Origin of the sequence: uncultured Salinisphaera sp., assembly GCF_964012375.1 — a bacterium.
GTDB lineage: Bacteria > Pseudomonadota > Gammaproteobacteria > Nevskiales > Salinisphaeraceae > Salinisphaera.
This window is the reverse complement of the sequence record NZ_CAXGSH010000026.1, coordinates 1-17,470: the sequence shown is the minus strand read 5'-3', so window position 1 is coordinate 17,470 and position 17,470 is coordinate 1. Positions and strand designations below refer to the sequence as shown.

The 17,470-nt window shown below is 66.6% G+C and carries 13 protein-coding genes and 1 pseudogene; 9 read left to right on the top strand and 5 right to left on the bottom strand.

What is annotated here, in order from left to right; all coding sequences use genetic code 11:
* Positions 1-59: 59 nt before the first annotated feature.
* Positions 60-1,334 (bottom strand): gephyrin-like molybdotransferase Glp, encoded by a 1,275-nt coding sequence (gene glp / locus ABNU97_RS06495; RefSeq protein ID WP_348765937.1) that lies wholly within the window; start codon positions 1,332-1,334, stop codon positions 60-62.
* A gap of 4 nt (positions 1,335-1,338) precedes the next feature.
* Positions 1,339-1,956, bottom strand: a complete 618-nt coding sequence (gene mobA, locus ABNU97_RS06490) for a molybdenum cofactor guanylyltransferase MobA (protein WP_348765936.1) — start codon at positions 1,954-1,956, stop codon at positions 1,339-1,341.
* A gap of 227 nt (positions 1,957-2,183) precedes the next feature.
* Here mobA and ABNU97_RS06485 point away from each other — a divergent pair, with 227 nt between their 5' ends.
* Positions 2,184-2,942 (top strand): DUF4197 domain-containing protein, encoded by a 759-nt coding sequence (locus ABNU97_RS06485; protein ID WP_348765935.1) that lies wholly within the window; start codon positions 2,184-2,186, stop codon positions 2,940-2,942.
* A 10-nt stretch (positions 2,943-2,952) separates the two neighbouring features.
* Here the strand turns inward: ABNU97_RS06485 and ABNU97_RS06480 are convergent, their stop codons facing one another.
* The gene (locus ABNU97_RS06480) at positions 2,953-3,528 is read right to left on the bottom strand and encodes an HNH endonuclease (RefSeq protein ID WP_348765934.1); all 576 of its coding nucleotides are present in this window, start codon (positions 3,526-3,528) and stop codon (positions 2,953-2,955) included.
* Positions 3,529-3,751: 223 nt separating this feature from the next.
* On the opposite strand from ABNU97_RS06480, the gene ABNU97_RS06475 reads away from it, so the two are divergent.
* The 4 genes from ABNU97_RS06475 to ABNU97_RS06460 all read left to right on the top strand — a co-directional run bounded on the left by ABNU97_RS06475 (position 3,752) and on the right by ABNU97_RS06460 (position 11,490).
* Positions 3,752-4,948 carry an efflux RND transporter periplasmic adaptor subunit gene (locus ABNU97_RS06475; protein ID WP_348765933.1) on the top strand — a complete coding sequence of 399 codons (1,197 nt, stop codon included), beginning with the start codon at positions 3,752-3,754 and terminating at the stop codon, positions 4,946-4,948.
* Positions 4,945-8,037 carry an efflux RND transporter permease subunit gene (locus tag ABNU97_RS06470; protein ID WP_348765932.1) on the top strand — a complete coding sequence of 1,031 codons (3,093 nt, stop codon included), beginning with the start codon at positions 4,945-4,947 and terminating at the stop codon, positions 8,035-8,037. The genes ABNU97_RS06475 and ABNU97_RS06470 overlap by 4 nt, the downstream gene beginning before the upstream one ends.
* Positions 8,034-9,653, top strand: a complete 1,620-nt coding sequence (locus ABNU97_RS06465; protein ID WP_348765931.1) for a TolC family protein — start codon at positions 8,034-8,036, stop codon at positions 9,651-9,653. The genes ABNU97_RS06470 and ABNU97_RS06465 overlap by 4 nt, the downstream gene beginning before the upstream one ends.
* A gap of 124 nt (positions 9,654-9,777) precedes the next feature.
* Positions 9,778-11,490 carry a methyl-accepting chemotaxis protein gene (locus tag ABNU97_RS06460; RefSeq protein ID WP_348765930.1) on the top strand — a complete coding sequence of 571 codons (1,713 nt, stop codon included), beginning with the start codon at positions 9,778-9,780 and terminating at the stop codon, positions 11,488-11,490.
* Positions 11,491-11,879: 389 nt separating this feature from the next.
* Here ABNU97_RS06460 and ABNU97_RS06455 read toward each other — a convergent pair whose 3' ends face one another.
* Together ABNU97_RS06455 and acs are read right to left on the bottom strand one after the other, a co-directional pair.
* Complete coding sequence (locus ABNU97_RS06455; RefSeq protein ID WP_348765929.1) at positions 11,880-13,061, bottom strand: acetyl-CoA C-acetyltransferase; 1,182 nt, start codon at positions 13,059-13,061, stop codon at positions 11,880-11,882.
* A 327-nt stretch (positions 13,062-13,388) separates the two neighbouring features.
* Complete coding sequence (gene acs / locus ABNU97_RS06450; RefSeq protein ID WP_348765928.1) at positions 13,389-15,344, bottom strand: acetate--CoA ligase; 1,956 nt, start codon at positions 15,342-15,344, stop codon at positions 13,389-13,391.
* 211 nt (positions 15,345-15,555) lie between these two features.
* Here acs and ABNU97_RS06445 point away from each other — a divergent pair, with 211 nt between their 5' ends.
* From ABNU97_RS06445 to ABNU97_RS06430, 4 genes and pseudogenes are all read left to right on the top strand, one after another.
* Positions 15,556-16,281, top strand: coding sequence for a MotA/TolQ/ExbB proton channel family protein (locus ABNU97_RS06445; protein WP_348765927.1), 726 nt, complete (start codon positions 15,556-15,558; stop codon positions 16,279-16,281).
* Between the two features lie 9 nt (positions 16,282-16,290).
* A complete protein-coding gene (locus ABNU97_RS06440) occupies positions 16,291-16,701 on the top strand; it encodes a biopolymer transporter ExbD (RefSeq protein ID WP_348765926.1) in 411 nt (136 codons plus the stop codon).
* Positions 16,698-17,099 carry a biopolymer transporter ExbD gene (locus tag ABNU97_RS06435; RefSeq protein WP_348765925.1) on the top strand — a complete coding sequence of 134 codons (402 nt, stop codon included), beginning with the start codon at positions 16,698-16,700 and terminating at the stop codon, positions 17,097-17,099. The genes ABNU97_RS06440 and ABNU97_RS06435 overlap by 4 nt, the downstream gene beginning before the upstream one ends.
* A pseudogene (locus tag ABNU97_RS06430) lies at positions 17,096-17,470 on the top strand (hypothetical protein); the annotation flags it as partial. The gene ABNU97_RS06435 and the pseudogene ABNU97_RS06430, both read left to right, overlap by 4 nt.

Sequence of the window (17,470 nt, the reverse complement as noted above, 5' to 3'; positions counted from 1 at the left end):
CAGCTGTATGCGACACAAAAGCGTCTCTGCGACCAAAGTCGAGGCGCGCGGCCGGCGTGTCAGTCCGGGGGATGCCCCCAGAGCGTCTGCGCGAAAGGCTCGACCGTGACCATCTCGCCGGCCGGCACGTCCTGCTGCGCGGCCGGCAGCACGATGAAGCAGTCGGCGCTGCTCATCGAACGCATCACGCCCGAGCCCTGGTGATCGATCGGATCGACGGCCAGCTGGCCAGCGTCGGTGGTCACCAACCGGGCACGCAGGAAATTCTCCCGTCCCGGGCTTTTGCGCAGATCGGCCAGGGTGGGCAGATCGAGCCGGATGGGCAGGGCCGGATGCCCACCGGCCATGCGCACCAGCGCCGGTCGAACCAGCTGGATGAAGGTCACGGCCGTGGATACCGGATTGCCCGGCAGTCCGAAGAAACGGGCATTACCCAGGGTGCCGAAGGCCAGCGGCTTGCCCGGCTTGATGGCGACCCGCCAGAAGTCCACCGACCCTTGTTCGCCCAGCACGTCCAGCACAAAGTCGGCCGCGCCCACCGACACCCCGCCGCTGGTCACCACCGCATCGTAGTTCGCCGCCTGTCGGAATGCGGCGCGCAGCGCCTCGGGCGAATCGCCGACCACGCCCAGATCGATGCCTTCCATGCCCAGTTCGGCGAGCAGCGCGGCCAGGCCGTGGCGATTGCTGTCGTAGATTTCGCCGGGCTCGATCGGCCCGTCGATCGGGCGCAGCTCGTCGCCGGTGGAAAAGAAGGCCACCCGCGGCCGGTGTACCACCGCGACCTCGCTGACCCCGACCGACGCGAGAATGGCGATATCGGCCGGGCGCAGGTAACAGCCGGCCGCCAGCACCGTGGCGCCCGCGGCAATATCCTCGCCCGCCGCGCGAATATTGCTGCCGGCTTTCGGCGGTTGCTCGACAACCAGCCGGCGGCCCTCGGCCCGCGTGTTTTCATGCATTACCACCGTATCCACGTCGGCGGGGACCACCGCGCCGGTCATGATGCGGATGCACTCACCGGCGCCGAGTGAACCGTCATAGGGGTGGCCGGCCAGGCTTTCGCCCACGATCTGCAGCGTATCGCCGGCGGCGGCCACATCGGCCGCGGCATAGCCGTAGCCGTCCATCGAGGCGTTGTCGGCGCCGGGCACGTCGATGCGCGATACGACGGTCTCGCCCAGCACGCGATGCAAGGCGGCCTGCAGCGGCACGCGCTCGCAGTCGCGAATCGGCGTGATCGCCGCGACGATGCGCGCGCGGGCCTCGGCCAGGGGCATCGGCTTGTTGTCCGGGGTCGGACGAAAATCCGAGGGGTCGGAGGATTGCAACATCGGCTCACTCATGACGATGGAACGAAGCAGCGATCGAGCGTGTGTCTTGCCACGCCCGTGCATCGCCGGGGGCGTTGATATTGGCAAAGGCCTGCGCCTGCGGCCAATCGACCTCGGCCACGGCAAGCCGCGCCTGCCAGTCGGTCACCCGGGCCGTGCCCGCGGCCAGCGCGTCTTCCAGCGCGGCCAGCACCCGTCGGTGCATGAGCGCATGCAAAGGCTGGCGCCGCCCGGCCGCTCGTGCACAGACCAGATCGATGCCCGGCGTCATCGCCGCGGCCAGGCGCTGGCCGAGATCGTCGGGCAACGCCGGCGTATCTACCGGCACCACCAGCAGATACGGCGTCGAAGCGGCATGCAGCAGGCTCGCCAGGCCCTGTAACGGGCCGCCATGGCCGGGCTGTCGATCCGTCACGACCTCGCAGCCCAGCCCCCGATAGCGCGCCAGCGAGCGGTTGGCGCTGATCAGCAGTGAGCCGGCCTGGGATTGCAGGCGCGCCAGCGTGTGTTCGACCAGCGCACGGCCTTCGAGCACATACCAGCCCTTGTCGATACCGCCGAGCCGCCGGCCCGCGCCGCCGGCCAGCACCCCGGCCGTTATCTGACTACGATCGATCTTCATCGCTGCGATTCTGGATCCGAGGCCTGCACAGAGGCAACGAACGCGGCGTTCATTTGCCAGACGAACCGCCACGGTATGATCGCGCAGGCAAGCTTTGCACAACCTCGCGCGGGTCGCGTTCGAGTCCTCACAGACGCCTTGCCGCAGCCGGTGAGGCCGAACCGCTGAGCGGCTGTGACAGGCAGTGCAAAGCTTGCCCAGACATACGATCCAAGGACCCTTCTCCCATGCGACGCACACTTATCCGGATCATAGCCAGCGGCGCGCTGGCCGCGGTCGCCACCACCGTCAGCGCCCAGAGCCTGGGCGATCGCTTCAAGCAGTTCATGGGCGAAATGGAGGGTTCACAGACCAACGCCAGCGCTCGCCAGCTGCCGGAAAGCGAGGTCGTCAGCGGCCTGCGTGCCGCACTGGCCGACGGCGCTTCGGCCGCCGTGACCCAGCTCGGCCAGACCGACGGCTTCTGGGGCAATACCGCACGCCGTATCCCCCTGCCCGGCTGGATGGGCCAGGCCTCGTCGGCATTGCGCGGCGCCGGCTTTGGCGACCAGCTCGACAGCTTCCAGCTGTCCATGAACCGGGCCGCCGAGCAGGCGACCGCCGAGGCCGGGCCAATCGTGCGCGAAACCATCAACAACATGAGCGTGCGCGACGCCTACGACATCCTGCAGGGCTCTAACACGGCGGCCACCGACTACCTGCGCGAACACGCCGGTGACGATCTGGCGGCCAAGTTCGAGCCCATCATCGCCAACACCACCGCCCAGTCGCAGGCGGTATCCCGCTACGAGGCGCTGACCTCGCGCGCCAAGCCCATGCTGGCGTTCGTGCCGGGCATGAATCTCGACGTCAACGACTATGTCACCCAGCAGGCGCTGGACGGGCTGTTCGCGGTCATCGGCCAGCAGGAGCAAAAGATTCGCGCCAACCCCGCCGCCGCCGGCAGCGCGATCGCCGAGAAGGTGTTCTCTACCGTGTCCCGATAACGCCGGCGCGTTACCCGTCGAAACGCGCGTGGCGCTTGGGGGCGAGGCGTTCGAGAAACGCCTGCTGGTCGGCCAGGATGCGGCGATTCGCCAGAATGAGCCACTCGGCCAGATTGGGCTCGTAGGGCAGGGCCAACAGCGTCATGCCGGCCTGCTCCGGCGTACGGTCGTCCTTGAAACGGTTGCAGCCTTCGCAGGTGGATACCACGTTGGTCCAGGCATGGTCGCCGCCTTTCGAACGGGGTACGACATGCTCGATCTGCATCTGCGAGAAACTCAGCCGGGTACCGCAGTACAGACACAGGCCGCCATCACGGTGGAACAGCTCCCGCCGCGTCAACGCCGGCACCAGATTACGAGCAAAACGATGCGAACGATCGCGTACCGCGATGATGGAATCGATCTCGATCTGGCTGCGCAGGCCGGTCGAACGCGAGCGGCCACCGCGCAGGCAGATTTTTTCGCTGCCGGCTTCCCAGGCGATCTTGTCGGTAAAGTACAGGCCGACCGCTTCGCGCCAGTCCACCCATTCCACGGGCAGGCCGCCGGCATCCAGTTTAAGTATGCGTGGGATCGTTGCTGCCACGACGTCTCATCCTCTGTTGCAACCGCAGCGTCCGGCCACGGCGCGGGCCGACCGGTTTGCGGGTTACCCTCACACGGCGATATGACCGTATGTTGACGCGCATGAACCTTGTTTTACCGGATATTTGTGATCGTGCGCAACGCCGTATCGACGCACCTGTCAAACCCAATACCGTAGTTTTCGAACCCCGGATGCACGCCGTACGACCGCGCGAGCATGCCCGGTGAGCCGGCGCGTATGGCTGCTGGCGGGCGGCGCCGTCATTCTGGTGTGCGTGCTGGTCTTGTTCGGCTATCGCAGCGATGATGCCGCGCCGCCGCAGGCCGCAGCGGGCGCTCGGGTGGCGGTGGAAACCCAAACCGCCGAGCGGCGCTCGATTGCCGATGTCCGCGAGTTCTCGGGCACGCTCGAAGCCAGCGCCACGCTGACCGTAGCCCCCAAGATCGCCGGCCAGATCGCGGCCGTCGCCGTGGATATCGGCGACCGGGTCGACAGCGGCGACACGCTGGTGCGCCTGGACGACGAAGAGTACCGGCAGGCGCTGGCCGAGGCCGAAGCCCGGCTCGAGGTCGCCCGTGCCCAGTACGAGCAGGCACGCAGCGATGCACGCACCGCCGAACGCACGCTTTCCCGGGTGCGCTCGCTCAACGAAAAAGGCATTGCCGCTACCGCCGAACTGGATAGCGCCGAGGCGGAAAGCGCCAATGCGCGCGCGGCGGCCACGGTCGCGCGTGCCAACATCGCCGAGGCGCGTTCGCAGGTCGAAACCGCGCGTATCCGCCTGGGCTATACCGATATCCGTGCGCACTGGTCCGGCGCCGACCAGGGCCCACGCCAGATCGGCGAACGCATGGCAGAGCCGGGGGATACGGTCGCGGCCAATACACCGCTGCTGCGCGTCGTGGCCGTCGATACGCTCACCGCCGTGATTCAGGTCCCGGAAGCGCTCTATCCCAAGCTGGCCCGCGGCCAGGCGGCCCGGCTGCGTATCGCCGGCGCCGAAAGCGCAGATTTCAAGGCCGAAATCGCGCGTATCGCGCCGGTGTTCGATCCCGAAACCCGACGCGCCCGTGTGGAGCTGACCGTGCCCAATGGCGAAGGCCGGCTTGCGCCCGGCATGTTCGTGCAGGTGGGCCTGGTCGCCGACCGGCTGGACTCGGCCGTAGTCGTGCCGCGTGCCGCGCTGGTTCGCCGTAACGACCGCGACGGCGTGTTCGTTGTGGATTCGCAGGCCGGCATCGCCCGTTTCGTGCCCGTGGACGTCGCCTTCACCGAGGGCGATCGCGCCGCGCTGCGTGCCCCCGACACGCTCGAAGGCCCGTTGGTCACGCTCGGCCAGGCCCAGCTCGAAGACGGCATCGAGGTTGCCGTGGACGACGACGCCGCGCGCTCGGCGGCCAGCGAGAGCGACGGCGCATGACGAGCCTGCCGGCATTTTCGGTCGCCCGTCCGGTGGCGACCTGCATGATCATGGCGATCGCGCTGTTGTTCGGCGCGGTGGGCCTGAGCCGCCTGCCGGTCGACCTGCTGCCCAGTATCGAAACGCCGTCGCTGACCGTCTCGGTCGACTACGAAAATGCCGCGCCCGAGACCATGGAAGAACTGGTCACCCGGCGCGTGGAACAGGCCGTTGCCGCCACGCCCGGCCTGGAGGAAATGGAGTCCACCTCGGTGGAAGGCACGGCCGACGTAACGCTGCGCTTCGGCTGGGGCGTGGATATCGACGCGGCCGCCAACGACGTGCGCGACCGGCTGTTCTCGGAGCTCGACGAACTGCCCGAAAATGCCGGCCGCCCACGCCTGCGCAAGTTCGATACCGCCGACCTGCCGGTGATGGGCCTGGGCCTGGCCAGCGGTATCGACCCGATCGAGCTGCGCCGGCTCATCGATAATCAGCTGTCGTATCGGCTGCAGCAGATTCCGGGCGTGGCCGCGGTGGAGATCTGGGGCGAGCCCGAGCGCGAGATTCAGGTCAATCTGGATATCGATCGCGTACGCGCACTCGACCTGTCGCTGACCGATATCCGCGATACGCTGGCCGCGGCCAACCGCAACCTGCCTGCCGGCGCTATCGAAATCGGCAATCAGGAGCTGGTGCTGCGCACGCCGGGGCGATTCGCCGATCTCGACGATCTGCGCCGGGCGGTGGTGCTGGTACGCGACGGCACGCCGATCACGCTCGGCGAGCTGGCCACGGTACGCGACACCCAGCAACGCGCCGAACGGCTGGTGCGTATCGGCGGTGAACGCGGCGTGCGCATGGGCGTACGCAAGCAATCCGGCGCCAATACCGTCGAGGTGGCCGAACGCGTGACCCGCGAGGTGGCCGAACTCAATCGCGAGTTCCCGCAGGTGCGCATCACGCCATTCTTCAACACCGCGGACTATATCAATCGCTCGATCGCCAACGTCTCGCGGGCGCTGTTCTACGGCAGCGTGCTGGCCTTCGTCGTACTGCTGGTATTCCTGGGCCACCTGCGCGCCGCCCTGGCCGTCTCGGTGGCCATTCCGGTATCGCTGGTCGCCACCTTTGCGCTGATGTACGGCTTTGGTTACACCATCAATCTGATGACGCTCGGCGGGCTGGCGCTGGGCGTGGGCCTGATGGTGGATTCCGCCATCGTGGTGCTCGAAAACATCCAGCGTCGACGCCTGGAGCTGGGCGAATCCGACCATGTTTCGGCGGTGGCCGGCAGCAACGAAATGGCCGGCCCGATCGTGGCCAGCACGCTCACCACGCTGGCGATCTTTATTCCCATGCTGTTCGCGCGCGAGCTTACCGGCCAGCTGTTCCGGGAGCTGGCGATCGTGGTTGCCCTGGCCCTGGCCTGTTCGCTGGTGGTCGCGCTCACGATCATGCCCATGCTCACGGCGCGCTTCGTGGGCCGGCGCAAAGCGCCGACGGGCGCGGGTCTACGCCGGCTGGAGAAGCTCGGCATCAACGCGTACGCCCGCCTCGAAGGCGGCTATCGTCGCCTGCTCGAAGGCGCGCTCGCCGCGCCGCGGCGGGTGATCGCCGCGGCGGTGCTTGCCACGCTGGCCGCGCTCGTCGGCTTTACCCAGCTGGGCAGCGAATTCATGCCGGCCACCGACGAAGGCGAGGTGCGCGTGGGCCTGGAAATGCCGCCCGGCACCCGTCTGGCCCTGATGGATAGCCAGGCCCGCAAGGCCGAAGCCGTGGTACGGCGCGTGGTGCCGGATGCCGTGTCCGTCGTCACCACGGTGGGCAGCGGCGGTTATCGCGCCGATGCCGGGGCCGAGGCCGATATTCGTATCGAATTGCCGCCGGCCGGCGCGCGTACGCGCAGCAGCCAGCAGGTCGCGGCCGATCTGCGCGCGGCGATCGGGGAGCTGGCCGACACCGAGGTACGCGTACGCGTGCGCCAGCCGTTCTTCTTCCGCATGCTGGACGTGGGCAGCGCCGACGAAAGCCTGGAAATCGAGATCCGCGGCTACGACTTCGGCGTGTTGCAGCGCCTGTCGAAACGTATCCAGCAGCGCATCGCCGATATCCAGGGCATCACCGACCTGCGCGCCTCGCGCGAAGGCTCGGCACCGCAGCGCGACGTCATCATCGACCGCGCGGCCGCGGCAGATCGCGGCGTCACGGTCGAGGCGATCGGGCAAACCGTGGAAACGGCCATCGCCGGCACCAACGCCGGCTATTTTCTCGACGACGGCGACGAAGTACGCGTACGGGTACAGCTGGCCAATCCGCGCCAGGTCAGCCCCGATCAGATACTCGACCTGCCGGTGCCGGCCGGCGACGGTCGCCGGGTACGCCTGGGCGACGTGGCCCGGATTGTTGAAGCCACGGGGCCGATCGAAATCGATCGACGCAACCAGCAACGGCTGGTCAGCGTTAACGCCAATATCGCCGGGCGCGACCTGGGCTCGGTGGTCGAGGACGTACAGGCCACGCTCGACGATATCGCCATTCCGGCCAACTACGACGTGCAGCTGGTGGGTGAGTACGAAGCCCAGCAAGCCGCGTTTCGCGAGATCGGCGTGAACGTCGCCCTGGCGCTGCTGCTGGTTTATATGGTCATGGCCTGTCTGTACGAATCGCTGATCGACCCGTTGATCGTGATGGTCACCGTGCCGCTGGCGCTGATCGGCGTGGTCGCCACCCTCATGCTCACTAACACCACGCTCAATTCACAGTCGTTGCTGGGCTGTCTGATGCTCATCGGTATCGTGGTCAACAATGCGATTCTCATCGTCGATCAGGCCAACCTGCTGCAGCGCGAAGGCATCGGCCCGGTCGACGCCGTACGCGAGGCCGGCCGGCGCCGGCTGCGCCCGATTCTGATGACCGCCGCGACGACCGTGTTCGCGCTGTTGCCGCTGGCGATCGGCCTGGGCGAGGGCTCCGAGTCGCAGGCGCCGCTGGCACGGGCCGTGGTCGGCGGCATGACCACCGCCACGCTGATCACATTGGTCGTGATTCCGGTGGTCTATACCGGCGTGCACCGGGCCTGGCCACGGCGACAGGGTGCGCCGACATGAGCGCGGCACGGCGATACCGCTGGGCCGTGCTAGTGCTGGCTGCCTGTGCTGCGCCGGCCGGCGCTTTTCTCGACCCGCAGGCCCTGGTGTGGCCAGAGCAACCGCTGCCTGGACAGCCCGCCGAGTCGGCCGCCACGAGCGCGCCGTCCAGCAACGACGAACTGGCGGCCCTCGGCCAGCGCAACCGGCTCGATCTAAGCGTCGAGGAAGCGGTGGCGATGGCCGTCGAACACAACCCGTCGCTGGCCGCACAACGCCTGCAGCCGGTGATCGCCGGCACCTTCGCCGCGGTCGAGCGGGCGGTGTTCGACCCGAGCGTATTCGCACGCATCGAAACCTCGCGCGAAGTGGCCCAGCGTGTGTCCGAGGACATTCAGCAGAACTTCGATGTGCGTAACGACGGCGAAGCCGCACGCGCGGGTATTCGCCAGACCCTGCCCACCGGCACCGAGCTCGAACTGAGCGTGGAACAGGACCTGAGCGAGTCCAACCGATCGCCGCGCCAGGCCAGCACCCGGGTCGGCCTGACCCTGACCCAGGCCCTGCTCAACGGCTTTGGCGTGGCCAGCAATCTCGTGACGCTGCGCCAGGCACGGGCCGATGCCCTGGCCTCGGCCTACGAACTGCGCGGCTTCGTCACGTCGCTGGTGGCGGATGTCGAAAGCACCTACTGGGACTATCTGGGCGCACGCCGGCGTATCGAAATTCTGAACAACGCGGTCGAGGTGGCCGAGCGCCAGTCCGAGGAAGCCCGGCTGCGGATCGAGGCCGGTACGGTAGCCCGTGTCGAACAGGCTGCGTTCGCCGCCGAAGCGGCCCGCCGTCGCCAGGACCTCATCGACGGCCGGGCCGAGGCGGCGCGTCTGCGTATCCGCCTGCTGCAGCTGATCAGCGCGCCCGAGCGCCTGCGTTACGAGCGCGCCGTCGAACCTGCCACCGAGGTAGCCACCGACGCGGCACCGCTCGATGCACCGGCCGACTATGTCAGCCTCGCCGCACAACGCCGGCCCGAGCTCAATCAGGCGCGCCTGGACGTGGCCCGCAACGAGCTGGAAGTGGTAGCCACCCGCAACGGCCTGCTGCCGCGCCTGGACCTGTTCGTCACCCTCGGCCAGACCGGCTTTGCCCGCAATTACGGCAGCGCCTACGAAAATCTCGACGGCGGCGATACCTACGACCTGTCCGGAGCGCTGGAATTCGAGTACCCGCTGGGCAATCGGGCCGGGCGCGCGCTGCAGGAGCGCGCCCAGGCCAGCGTGCGCCAGGCCGAAGCCAGCCTCGACAACCTGCAACGGGTGATCGAGGCCGAGGTCCGCTATGCCCTGATCGAGGCCGAACGTGCCGCGGCCCAGATCGAGGCCAGCGCGGCCACCGTCAACCTGCAGCGCCAGACCCTGGAGGCCGAACAGGCCCGCTTTGATGTCGGCCGCTCTACCGGCCTGCTCGTCGCCCAGGCCCAGCGCGACCTGCTCACCGCAGAACTCGGCCGCATTGACGCCTTCATCGCTTATCGCCAGGCGTTGATCGATCTGTACGTTGCCGACGGCAGCCTGCTCACCCGTCGACTGGTAGACGCGCCCGGCGAGCTGCCGCCGGCCCTGCCCTGGCGTGAGTGATCGGAAAAACGTTCTGCCCAGGTAACGACAGGAAAGGCAAAAGAAAACGCGCTCGCGACCGATATAAAGGCCACTGGGATTCGCCGCGCCCACGCGGCGATGGTTTGAGCCTCGCGAGCCTGTGATGAAATTACTCGACAACATGAGCGTCAAGACCAGCTGGGCGCTGGTGCTGGCCAGCTTTACCGGTCTGCTGCTGCTGGTGGGCGCGATCGGCGGCTACACCATCTGGTACAGCCAGGGCGCGCTAGCCAAGGTGCGCGATGTCCAGGTCGAACAGAAATCCCAGCTCAACCGGGCCAACAGTGCCCTGCTCAACCTGCGGCTGCACGTGCAGGACAACTATCAGGCACTGGGTACCACCGCCACGACCCGAACCACGGCCGATGCGCTCAGCCAGGAAGCCGAATCGGTCGATGCGCTGTTCCAAGCCTTTTTCGCCACGGACTTCACGCCGCGTTATCAGGCACAGGTGGCACAGGTCGAACAGGCCTATCGCGCGCTGTTCGATACCGCCGTCGTGCCGCGTATTCGTGCACTGGCGGCCGGCGATCGCGATACCTATCTGGCCCTCGACGACGAGGCCGAACGCCTGACCCAGCAATTCACCACCCAGGCGGTGGGCTATTTCGAGCTCGTGGAAGCACAGGGCAGCGCGCTCTACGACACTTTTCAACGCACCGCGATCGGGCTCGAAATCGCGATGGGCAGTGCCTTCCTGGCGACCGTGCTGCTGATCGTCGTCGTGGTCTGGGGCATCACCGTCAACGTCACCCGCCCGATGGGCCGTCTGGTCGACCACGTCGAGCGGATTGCCGGGGGCAATCTGCACGGGCGTATCGAGAGCCGCGGCAACAACGAAATCGGTCGCCTGTTCGCCGGGCTGACGCACATGCAAAGGGCGTTGGCCGCTACCGTAGGCCAGGTCCGCGAAAGCAGCGACGCCATTCACGGCGATTCCCAGACCATTGCCCGCGGCAACGGTGATCTGTCGGCGCGTACCGAGCAACAGGCGGCCTCGCTGGTGCAGACTGCTTCGAGCATGGAAGAGCTGACCTCCACCGTCGACCAGAACACCGAGAACGCCCGCGAGGCCCGCCAGCTCACCCACGAAGCCTCGGCCACCGCCGAACGCGGCGGCAAGATCGTCGATGAGGTGGTGGAGACGATGCAGGGCATCAGCCGCAGTTCGCACGAAGTCAGCCAGATCATCGACATGATCGAGTCGATCGCCTTCCAGACCAACCTGCTGGCCCTCAACGCCGCGGTCGAAGCCGCCCGCGCCGGCGAACAGGGCCGCGGCTTTGCCGTGGTCGCCGGCGAAGTCCGCAATCTGGCGACCCGCTCGGCCAAGGCCGCCGAAGAGATTCGCGGGCTCATCGACGTATCGGTGAACCGCGTGGACGCCGGCTCGAAGCTGGTCGATCAGGCCGGCAGCGCGATCAACGAGGTGGTATCGGCGGTCAAGCGGGTCGATCAGATCATGACCGAAATCGCCACGGCATCGGAAGAACAGGGCCGCGGCATTGCACAGGTCAATCAGGCGGTGACCGAACTCGATCAGGTCACGCAGCACAACGTGCGCCTGGTCTCGGAAGCCTCCAGCGCGGCCAACGCCCTGGAAGCCCAGGCCCGCACGCTGCGCGAGGCGGTCGCGGTATTCCAGCTCGACGTTACGACAGCGGCTACGCCCAAGTCCCCGGCCACGCCCGCACCGGCGCAAGCCCGTACAACCGTGGCGCCGGCACCGAGCCCGGCCCCGGCCAAATCGCCAGAGACGCGCGCCGCGGCGTCAAAGCACGACGAGGATGCCGATATGGAGTGGCAGACTTTCTAGCCCCCTCGACATTGCCGCAGCCCCGAGCCAGTCACCGGATCGGGGCGCGAGCAAGGCAATGAGCCGTCGCGGTCGTCGTGCGGCTCCAGAGCCGGATCAACGCAGCCAAAGCGCCGCGGAATTCTTATTCGTGGCGCATAGAAAACCGGCCGGCGCGCTGCGCCGGCCGGAAGCCGCGATCGTACAGCGACTCAGTAGAAAACTTGGCGCGGGCGTATTGGAGGAGAACAACACGGCGCAAAATCGCTGTACGCCTCTACCGATGCAAAACCGGTGCCATGCGCGTTCGCAGGCCTAGACCGTTTGCTGGAGCACGTCCGGCGCGCCCAAACGAATCGCATTCCGATCAATGGGTTACAAGACCCGCCAATAAATGACGCCCGGCGTATTCAGCGCTCGACTGCCAGAGCGACGCCCTGACCACCCCCGATACACAGGGTCGCCAGACCTTTCTGCACGTCGCGGCGCATCATTTCGTGGATCAAGGTGACCAGTACACGACAGCCCGATGCACCAATAGGGTGCCCCAGCGCGATCGCGCCGCCGTTGACGTTGACCTTGTCGCTATCCCATTCGAGCTGTCGACCCACGGCGACCGACTGGGCCGCAAACGCCTCGTTGGCCTCGATGAGATCGAGATCGGCCACCTGCCAGCCCACGCGCTTGAGGCAACGCTGGGTGGCCGATACCGGGGCAATGCCCATCAACGCCGGGTCGACGCCGGCATTGGCATAGCCCGCGATACGGCACAGCGGCGTCAGACCCAGCGCGTCGCATTTTTCGCGGGTGGTGACGACCACAGCGGCTGCACCATCGTTCAGGCCCGAGGCGTTGCCGGCGGTCACCGTGCCGTCGCGGGTGAAGGCCGGCTTGAGCCCGGCGAGGCCTTCGGCGGTTACGCCCGCGCGCGGGCCTTCGTCGCGGGCAAAGGAAATGGCGTCGCCTTTCTTCTGCGCCACTTCGATAGGCAGCACTTCGTCCTCGAAGCGGCCATGTTTGAGCGCTTCTTCGGCGCGCTGCTGCGAGCGCGCGGCAAACTCGTCCTGCTCCTCACGCGAGACCCGATATTTTTCGGCCACGTTCTCGGCGGTCTGGCCCATGTGATAGCCGTTGAAGGCATCCCAGAGGCCGTCGCGGATCATGGTATCGACCAGTTCCCAGTCGCCCATACGCTTGCCGTTGCGCGAGTTGGGCAGCACATGCGGCGCCGAGCTCATGTTCTCCTGGCCGCCGGCCACGATGAGCTCGGCATCGCCGAGGGCGACCGCCTGGGCGGCCAGCATGACCGCCTTCAGGCCACTGCCGCAGACCTTGTTGATCGTCATCGCCGGGGTGGCGTCGCCCAGCCCGGCCCGAATGGACGACTGACGGGCCGGATTCTGGCCTGCACCGGCAGCGAGCACCTGCCCCATGATCACTTCGTCAACGGCGTCGACCGGGATGTCGTGACGGGCGAGTAACGCACGAATGGTATGCGCGCCCAGCTCGGTCGCACCGATGCCGGCCAGGGTGCCGCCGAAGCGGCCGATCGCGGTGCGCCCGGCAGCGGCGATAACGATGTTGTCTTTCACGTGGCGATACTCCAGAACGGGAATGGATTGCCGCACAGCGGCACGATGGCCGCCATGTTACGAAAAATCCGCCTGTCGGCGCACGCCGGGCACTCGCGGCGTCGTGCGTATGCGTGAGACTCAGGCGGCCGCCGTCAGCCAGGCGGGATGTGCGCAAATCCACGCTCACGCCGCATGCTGGACTTTGCACATGACCGGCAAGCGCCATAACGCAGACATAAAAAAGGCCGGCGCCGGCGCGCGCAACGCGCAACACCGGGCCAGCCACCCCCTGCGATCGTCAGCGACGGCGCCTTGTCGGCGCTGTCGCCTCAATCAGCCTCGACGCTAGCTGCCCTTGGCCTGCAGCTGGTCGATGATCTGCGGATTTTCCAGCGTGGACACGTCCGACGTGATCTCTTCATCGCGCGCCACGGTGCGCAGCAGACGACGCATGATCTTGCCCGAACGGGTCTTGGGTAGACCGTCCGCGAAACGGATTTCCTCGGGCTTGGCGATGGCGCCGAGCTGTTCGGTCACCCAGTCGCGCAGTTCCGAAGCCAGCTCGTCGCTGCCGCCATCCTGCTTGAGGATGACAAACGCCACGATGCATTCGCCCTTGACCTCGTGCGGACGGCTGACCACGGCCGCCTCGGCAACGGCCTTGTGGGCCACCAGCGCCGATTCGACCTCCATCGTGCCCATGCGATGGCCGGAGATATTCACCACGTCGTCGATACGACCCAGAATACGGAAGTTGCCCTGTTCGTCGCGCTGGGCTGAGTCGCCGGCGACATAGGTATGTTCGTCGAACATACCGAAATAGGTGTCCTTGTAGCGCTCGGGGTCGCCCCAGATGGTGCGCAGCATGTACGGCCACGGTTTCTTGACCACCAGAATGCCGCCGGCGTTGGCGTCGCTGACCCGTTCACCGGATTCGTCGATGATATCGGCCGCGATGCCGGGCAGCGCCTTGGCCACCGAGCCGGGCTTGGTCGGCGTACTGGAAGGAATCGGCGTGATCATGTGGCCGCCGGTTTCGGTCTGCCACCAGGTATCCACGATCGGGCAACGCTGCTTGCCGATCATTTCGCGATACCACATCCAGGCCTCGGGGTTGATCGGCTCGCCGACCGTGCCCAACAGGCGCAGGCTGTCCAGCGCATGCCGCTGCGGGTATTCGTCGCCCTGCTTCATGAGCGCGCGAATCGCGGTGGGCGCGGTATAGAAGATGGTGACCTGATGGGTATCCACCATCTTCCAGAAGCGATCGGCTTCCGGATAGGTCGGCACGCCTTCGAACATCACCTGGGTCGCGCCACAAGCCGTGGGTCCGTAGGTGATATAGGTATGCCCGGTCACCCAGCCGACGTCGGCCGTGCACCAGAACACGTCGCTGTCGTTGAGATCGAATACCCAGCGACAGGTGCAGATCGCGCCCAGCAGATAGCCGCCGGAGGAATGCTGGATGCCCTTGGGCTTACCGGTGGAACCGGAGGTATACAGAATGAACAGCGGATGCTCGGCATCCACCCATTCCGGCTCGCACTGGTCGGCCTGGCCGTCGACGGCGTCGTGCCACCACAGGTCGCGGCCTTCGGCCATGGTGACGTCGGCACCGGAGCGCTTGTAGACGATGACCTTTTCGATGCTCTTGCAGCCTTCGGAGAGCGCCTTGTCGGCGGTTTCCTTGAGCGGAATGAGCTTGCCACCGCGGTAGTTGCCGTCGGCGGTGATCAGCATCTTGGCTTCGGCGTCGTCGATACGATCGCGCAGCGATACCGCGGAGAAGCCGCCGAACACCACCGAATGAATCGCGCCGATACGCGCACAGGCCAGCATGGCCACCGCCGCCTGCGGAATGTTCGGCAGATAGATGACCGCGCGATCGCCCTTGCCCAGACCGTTGGCCTTGAGTGCGTTGGCGAAGCGGCAAACGCGGGCATGCAGCTCGCGATAGCTGATGTGTTCGACCTCGCCATCGTCGCCTTCGAAGATGATCGCGGTCTTGTCGCCGCGGCTATCCAGGTGCCGGTCGAGGCAGTTGTAGGAGACGTTAAGCTCGCCGTCGGCGAACCATTTGAAGAACGGGGCGTCAGATTCATCCAGAACCTGATTGAACGGCGTGTGCCAGTCGATCTTGTCGCGTGCCTGATCGGCCCAGAAGCCTTCGTGATCGGCCTCGGCGGCCTGATACAGAGCGTCGACGTCGGCAGCCTTGAGCGTGGCGCTGTCCAGAAACGCCTGCGGCGGATCGAACTGTCGATCCTCTTTCAGAACCGATTCGATCTTGTTATCAGCCATGGAGTCTCCCGATGCGTAGTTGCAAACACGAATCAGCATACGCACTTGCAAAGCCTGTCTGCATAAGACGAAAGGCGCATGGAGCGATACGTTCGCCAAACCGCAGGGCCGCATCGGTAATAATAATCGTTCGCATTTGGGCTCGGTTTGCTGCATACTCCCGCGCCTTGTCGCGCAATGCCTTTAACGTCCCACAGTCGAGAAAACTGTCATGACACCCGATAGTTCCGCGGTCTTCGATCTGGCCGGCCTGATAGATCTGTTGCGCCTCGGCGGCCCGGTAGTGGCCGTACTGGTGGCCATGTCGGTGATCGCGCTGGCGATCATCCTGCTCAAGTGCTGGCAGTATGCGAGCGTGCGCGTGGGTAAACGCCGCTTCATCGCGCCCGCGCTGGACCAGTGGCACAGCGGCGACCGACAGGGCGCGATCGCCGCCCTCACCGACGAGCGCAACCCCATTGCCGACACGCTGGGCGTGGCGATGCGCGGGGTCAACGCCGGCGCCAACGTAACGGTCGTGCGCGAAGAGGCCGCCCGCGTGGGCGCGCGTCATCTCAGCCAGATGCGCAGCTATTTTCGCCCGCTCGAGGTGATTGGGTCACTGGCCCCGCTGCTCGGCCTGCTGGGTACCGTCATGGGCATGATCACGGCCTTCCAGCAGCTGGCGAACGCCGGCAGCCAGGTGGACCCGTCGGTGCTTTCCAACGGCATCTGGGAAGCCCTGCTCACCACTGCGGTGGGTCTGGTGGTGGCGATTCCGGCGGTGGCGGCGCTGAACTGGTGCGAACGCGTGGTCGAACGCCTGCACGAAGACATGCAGGACACCCTGACCCGCTTCTTCACGCGGCATGAAGTCGGCGCCTTCAATCAGGCCGATACGAAGGCGCAGACAGCGCAGACGAGCGCCAGCACACAGTCGTCCACCGCCCACGCCTGAGCCAGCGCCATGCATATCGAAACACTCGAGCGGCGTACCCATTCGATCAGCCTCACGCCGCTGATCGACGTGGTGTTCATCCTGCTCGTGTTCTTCATGCTGGCCACGAGCTTCACCGACTGGCGGCCTATCACCCTGGCCACCGGCACCAGCGAAGCGGCGCCCGGTGAAACGCCGCCTGCGGTAGTGCGGGTGGACGCGGACGGCACCCTGCACTACAACGGCAGCGCCAGCCGCGATACGCGCTCGCTCGCCCAAACCCTGAACGCCGCGATCGAAGCCGGCGATGTATCGGCCGTGATCGTACAGCCCGAGGCCGAGGCCACGCTCGATGTCACCGTCGGCGCGCTCGACGCGCTCGCCGGTGCGGGGGTCGCCCCCATGTCGCTGGCCACGGGCGCCAAGGCGGATCGGCCATGATCGTTGCACCGCCCAAGCGGCCGCGTTCCACCGAAGAGAACGTGCTGCCGCTGATCAACATCGTTTTCCTGCTGCTGATCTTTTTCATGCTGGCCGGGGTTCTGGCACAGAACCCGCCGTTCGAACTCACGCCGCCTGCCACGGCCGATACCGAGCAGTCCACCCAGCTGGAAAACCAGGTGCTGGCAGTGGCCGCCGATGGGCGTCTGGCCTTCGGCGGCAAGCCGATCGAGCGCGAGGCGCTGGCCGATGCGCTGGCCGGCTGGCCGGACGACAAGCCGCTGCAGATCCGTGCCGACGGCGGCCTGAAGGCCGATGCCCTGAGCGGGCTGTTCGCCACCCTGCGCGGCGCCGGCATCGCCGAAGTCAACCTGCTGACCCAGCACAAAGACCCATGAAACGCATCGGCCTGCATCATTGGGTGATCGTGCTCGCGATCGCCATCGCCGCGCATGCCGCGCTGTTCCTGCGCTTTCAGCTGGACGACACCATCACCACCGCGAACACGGGCGCGGCCGGCGTACGCATTGCGCTTGCCCCCACCCAGGGCGAACCCCAGCCCGAGCAGGTCGCTGCCGACGCGGTGGAACAGCAAGAAGATACGCCCGAGCCAGAGGCGAAACCGGAACCCGAACCCGAACCGAAGCCAGAACCAGAACCGGAGCCGGCCCCCGAGCCAGAACCCGAGCCCGAGCCGGAACCGCAGCCCGAGCCGACACCGGTACCGGAGCCGAAACCCAAGCCCCAGCCAAAGCCCGAGCCCAAACCG

Excerpts from the sequence above, each read along its gene's own strand:
- glp (WP_348765937.1), bottom strand. The coding sequence starts at position 1,334 with ATGTTGCAATCCTCCGACCCCTCGGATTTTCGTCCGACCCCGGACAAC.
- mobA (WP_348765936.1), bottom strand. The coding sequence starts at position 1,956 with ATGAAGATCGATCGTAGTCAGATAACGGCCGGGGTGCTGGCCGGCGGC.
- ABNU97_RS06485 (WP_348765935.1), top strand. The coding sequence starts at position 2,184 with ATGCGACGCACACTTATCCGGATCATAGCCAGCGGCGCGCTGGCCGCG.
- ABNU97_RS06470 (WP_348765932.1), top strand. The coding sequence starts at position 4,945 with ATGACGAGCCTGCCGGCATTTTCGGTCGCCCGTCCGGTGGCGACCTGC.
- ABNU97_RS06465 (WP_348765931.1), top strand. The coding sequence starts at position 8,034 with ATGAGCGCGGCACGGCGATACCGCTGGGCCGTGCTAGTGCTGGCTGCC.
- ABNU97_RS06460 (WP_348765930.1), top strand. The coding sequence starts at position 9,778 with ATGAAATTACTCGACAACATGAGCGTCAAGACCAGCTGGGCGCTGGTG.
- acs (WP_348765928.1), bottom strand. The coding sequence starts at position 15,344 with ATGGCTGATAACAAGATCGAATCGGTTCTGAAAGAGGATCGACAGTTC.
- ABNU97_RS06445 (WP_348765927.1), top strand. The coding sequence starts at position 15,556 with ATGACACCCGATAGTTCCGCGGTCTTCGATCTGGCCGGCCTGATAGAT.
- ABNU97_RS06440 (WP_348765926.1), top strand. The coding sequence starts at position 16,291 with ATGCATATCGAAACACTCGAGCGGCGTACCCATTCGATCAGCCTCACG.
- ABNU97_RS06435 (WP_348765925.1), top strand. The coding sequence starts at position 16,698 with ATGATCGTTGCACCGCCCAAGCGGCCGCGTTCCACCGAAGAGAACGTG.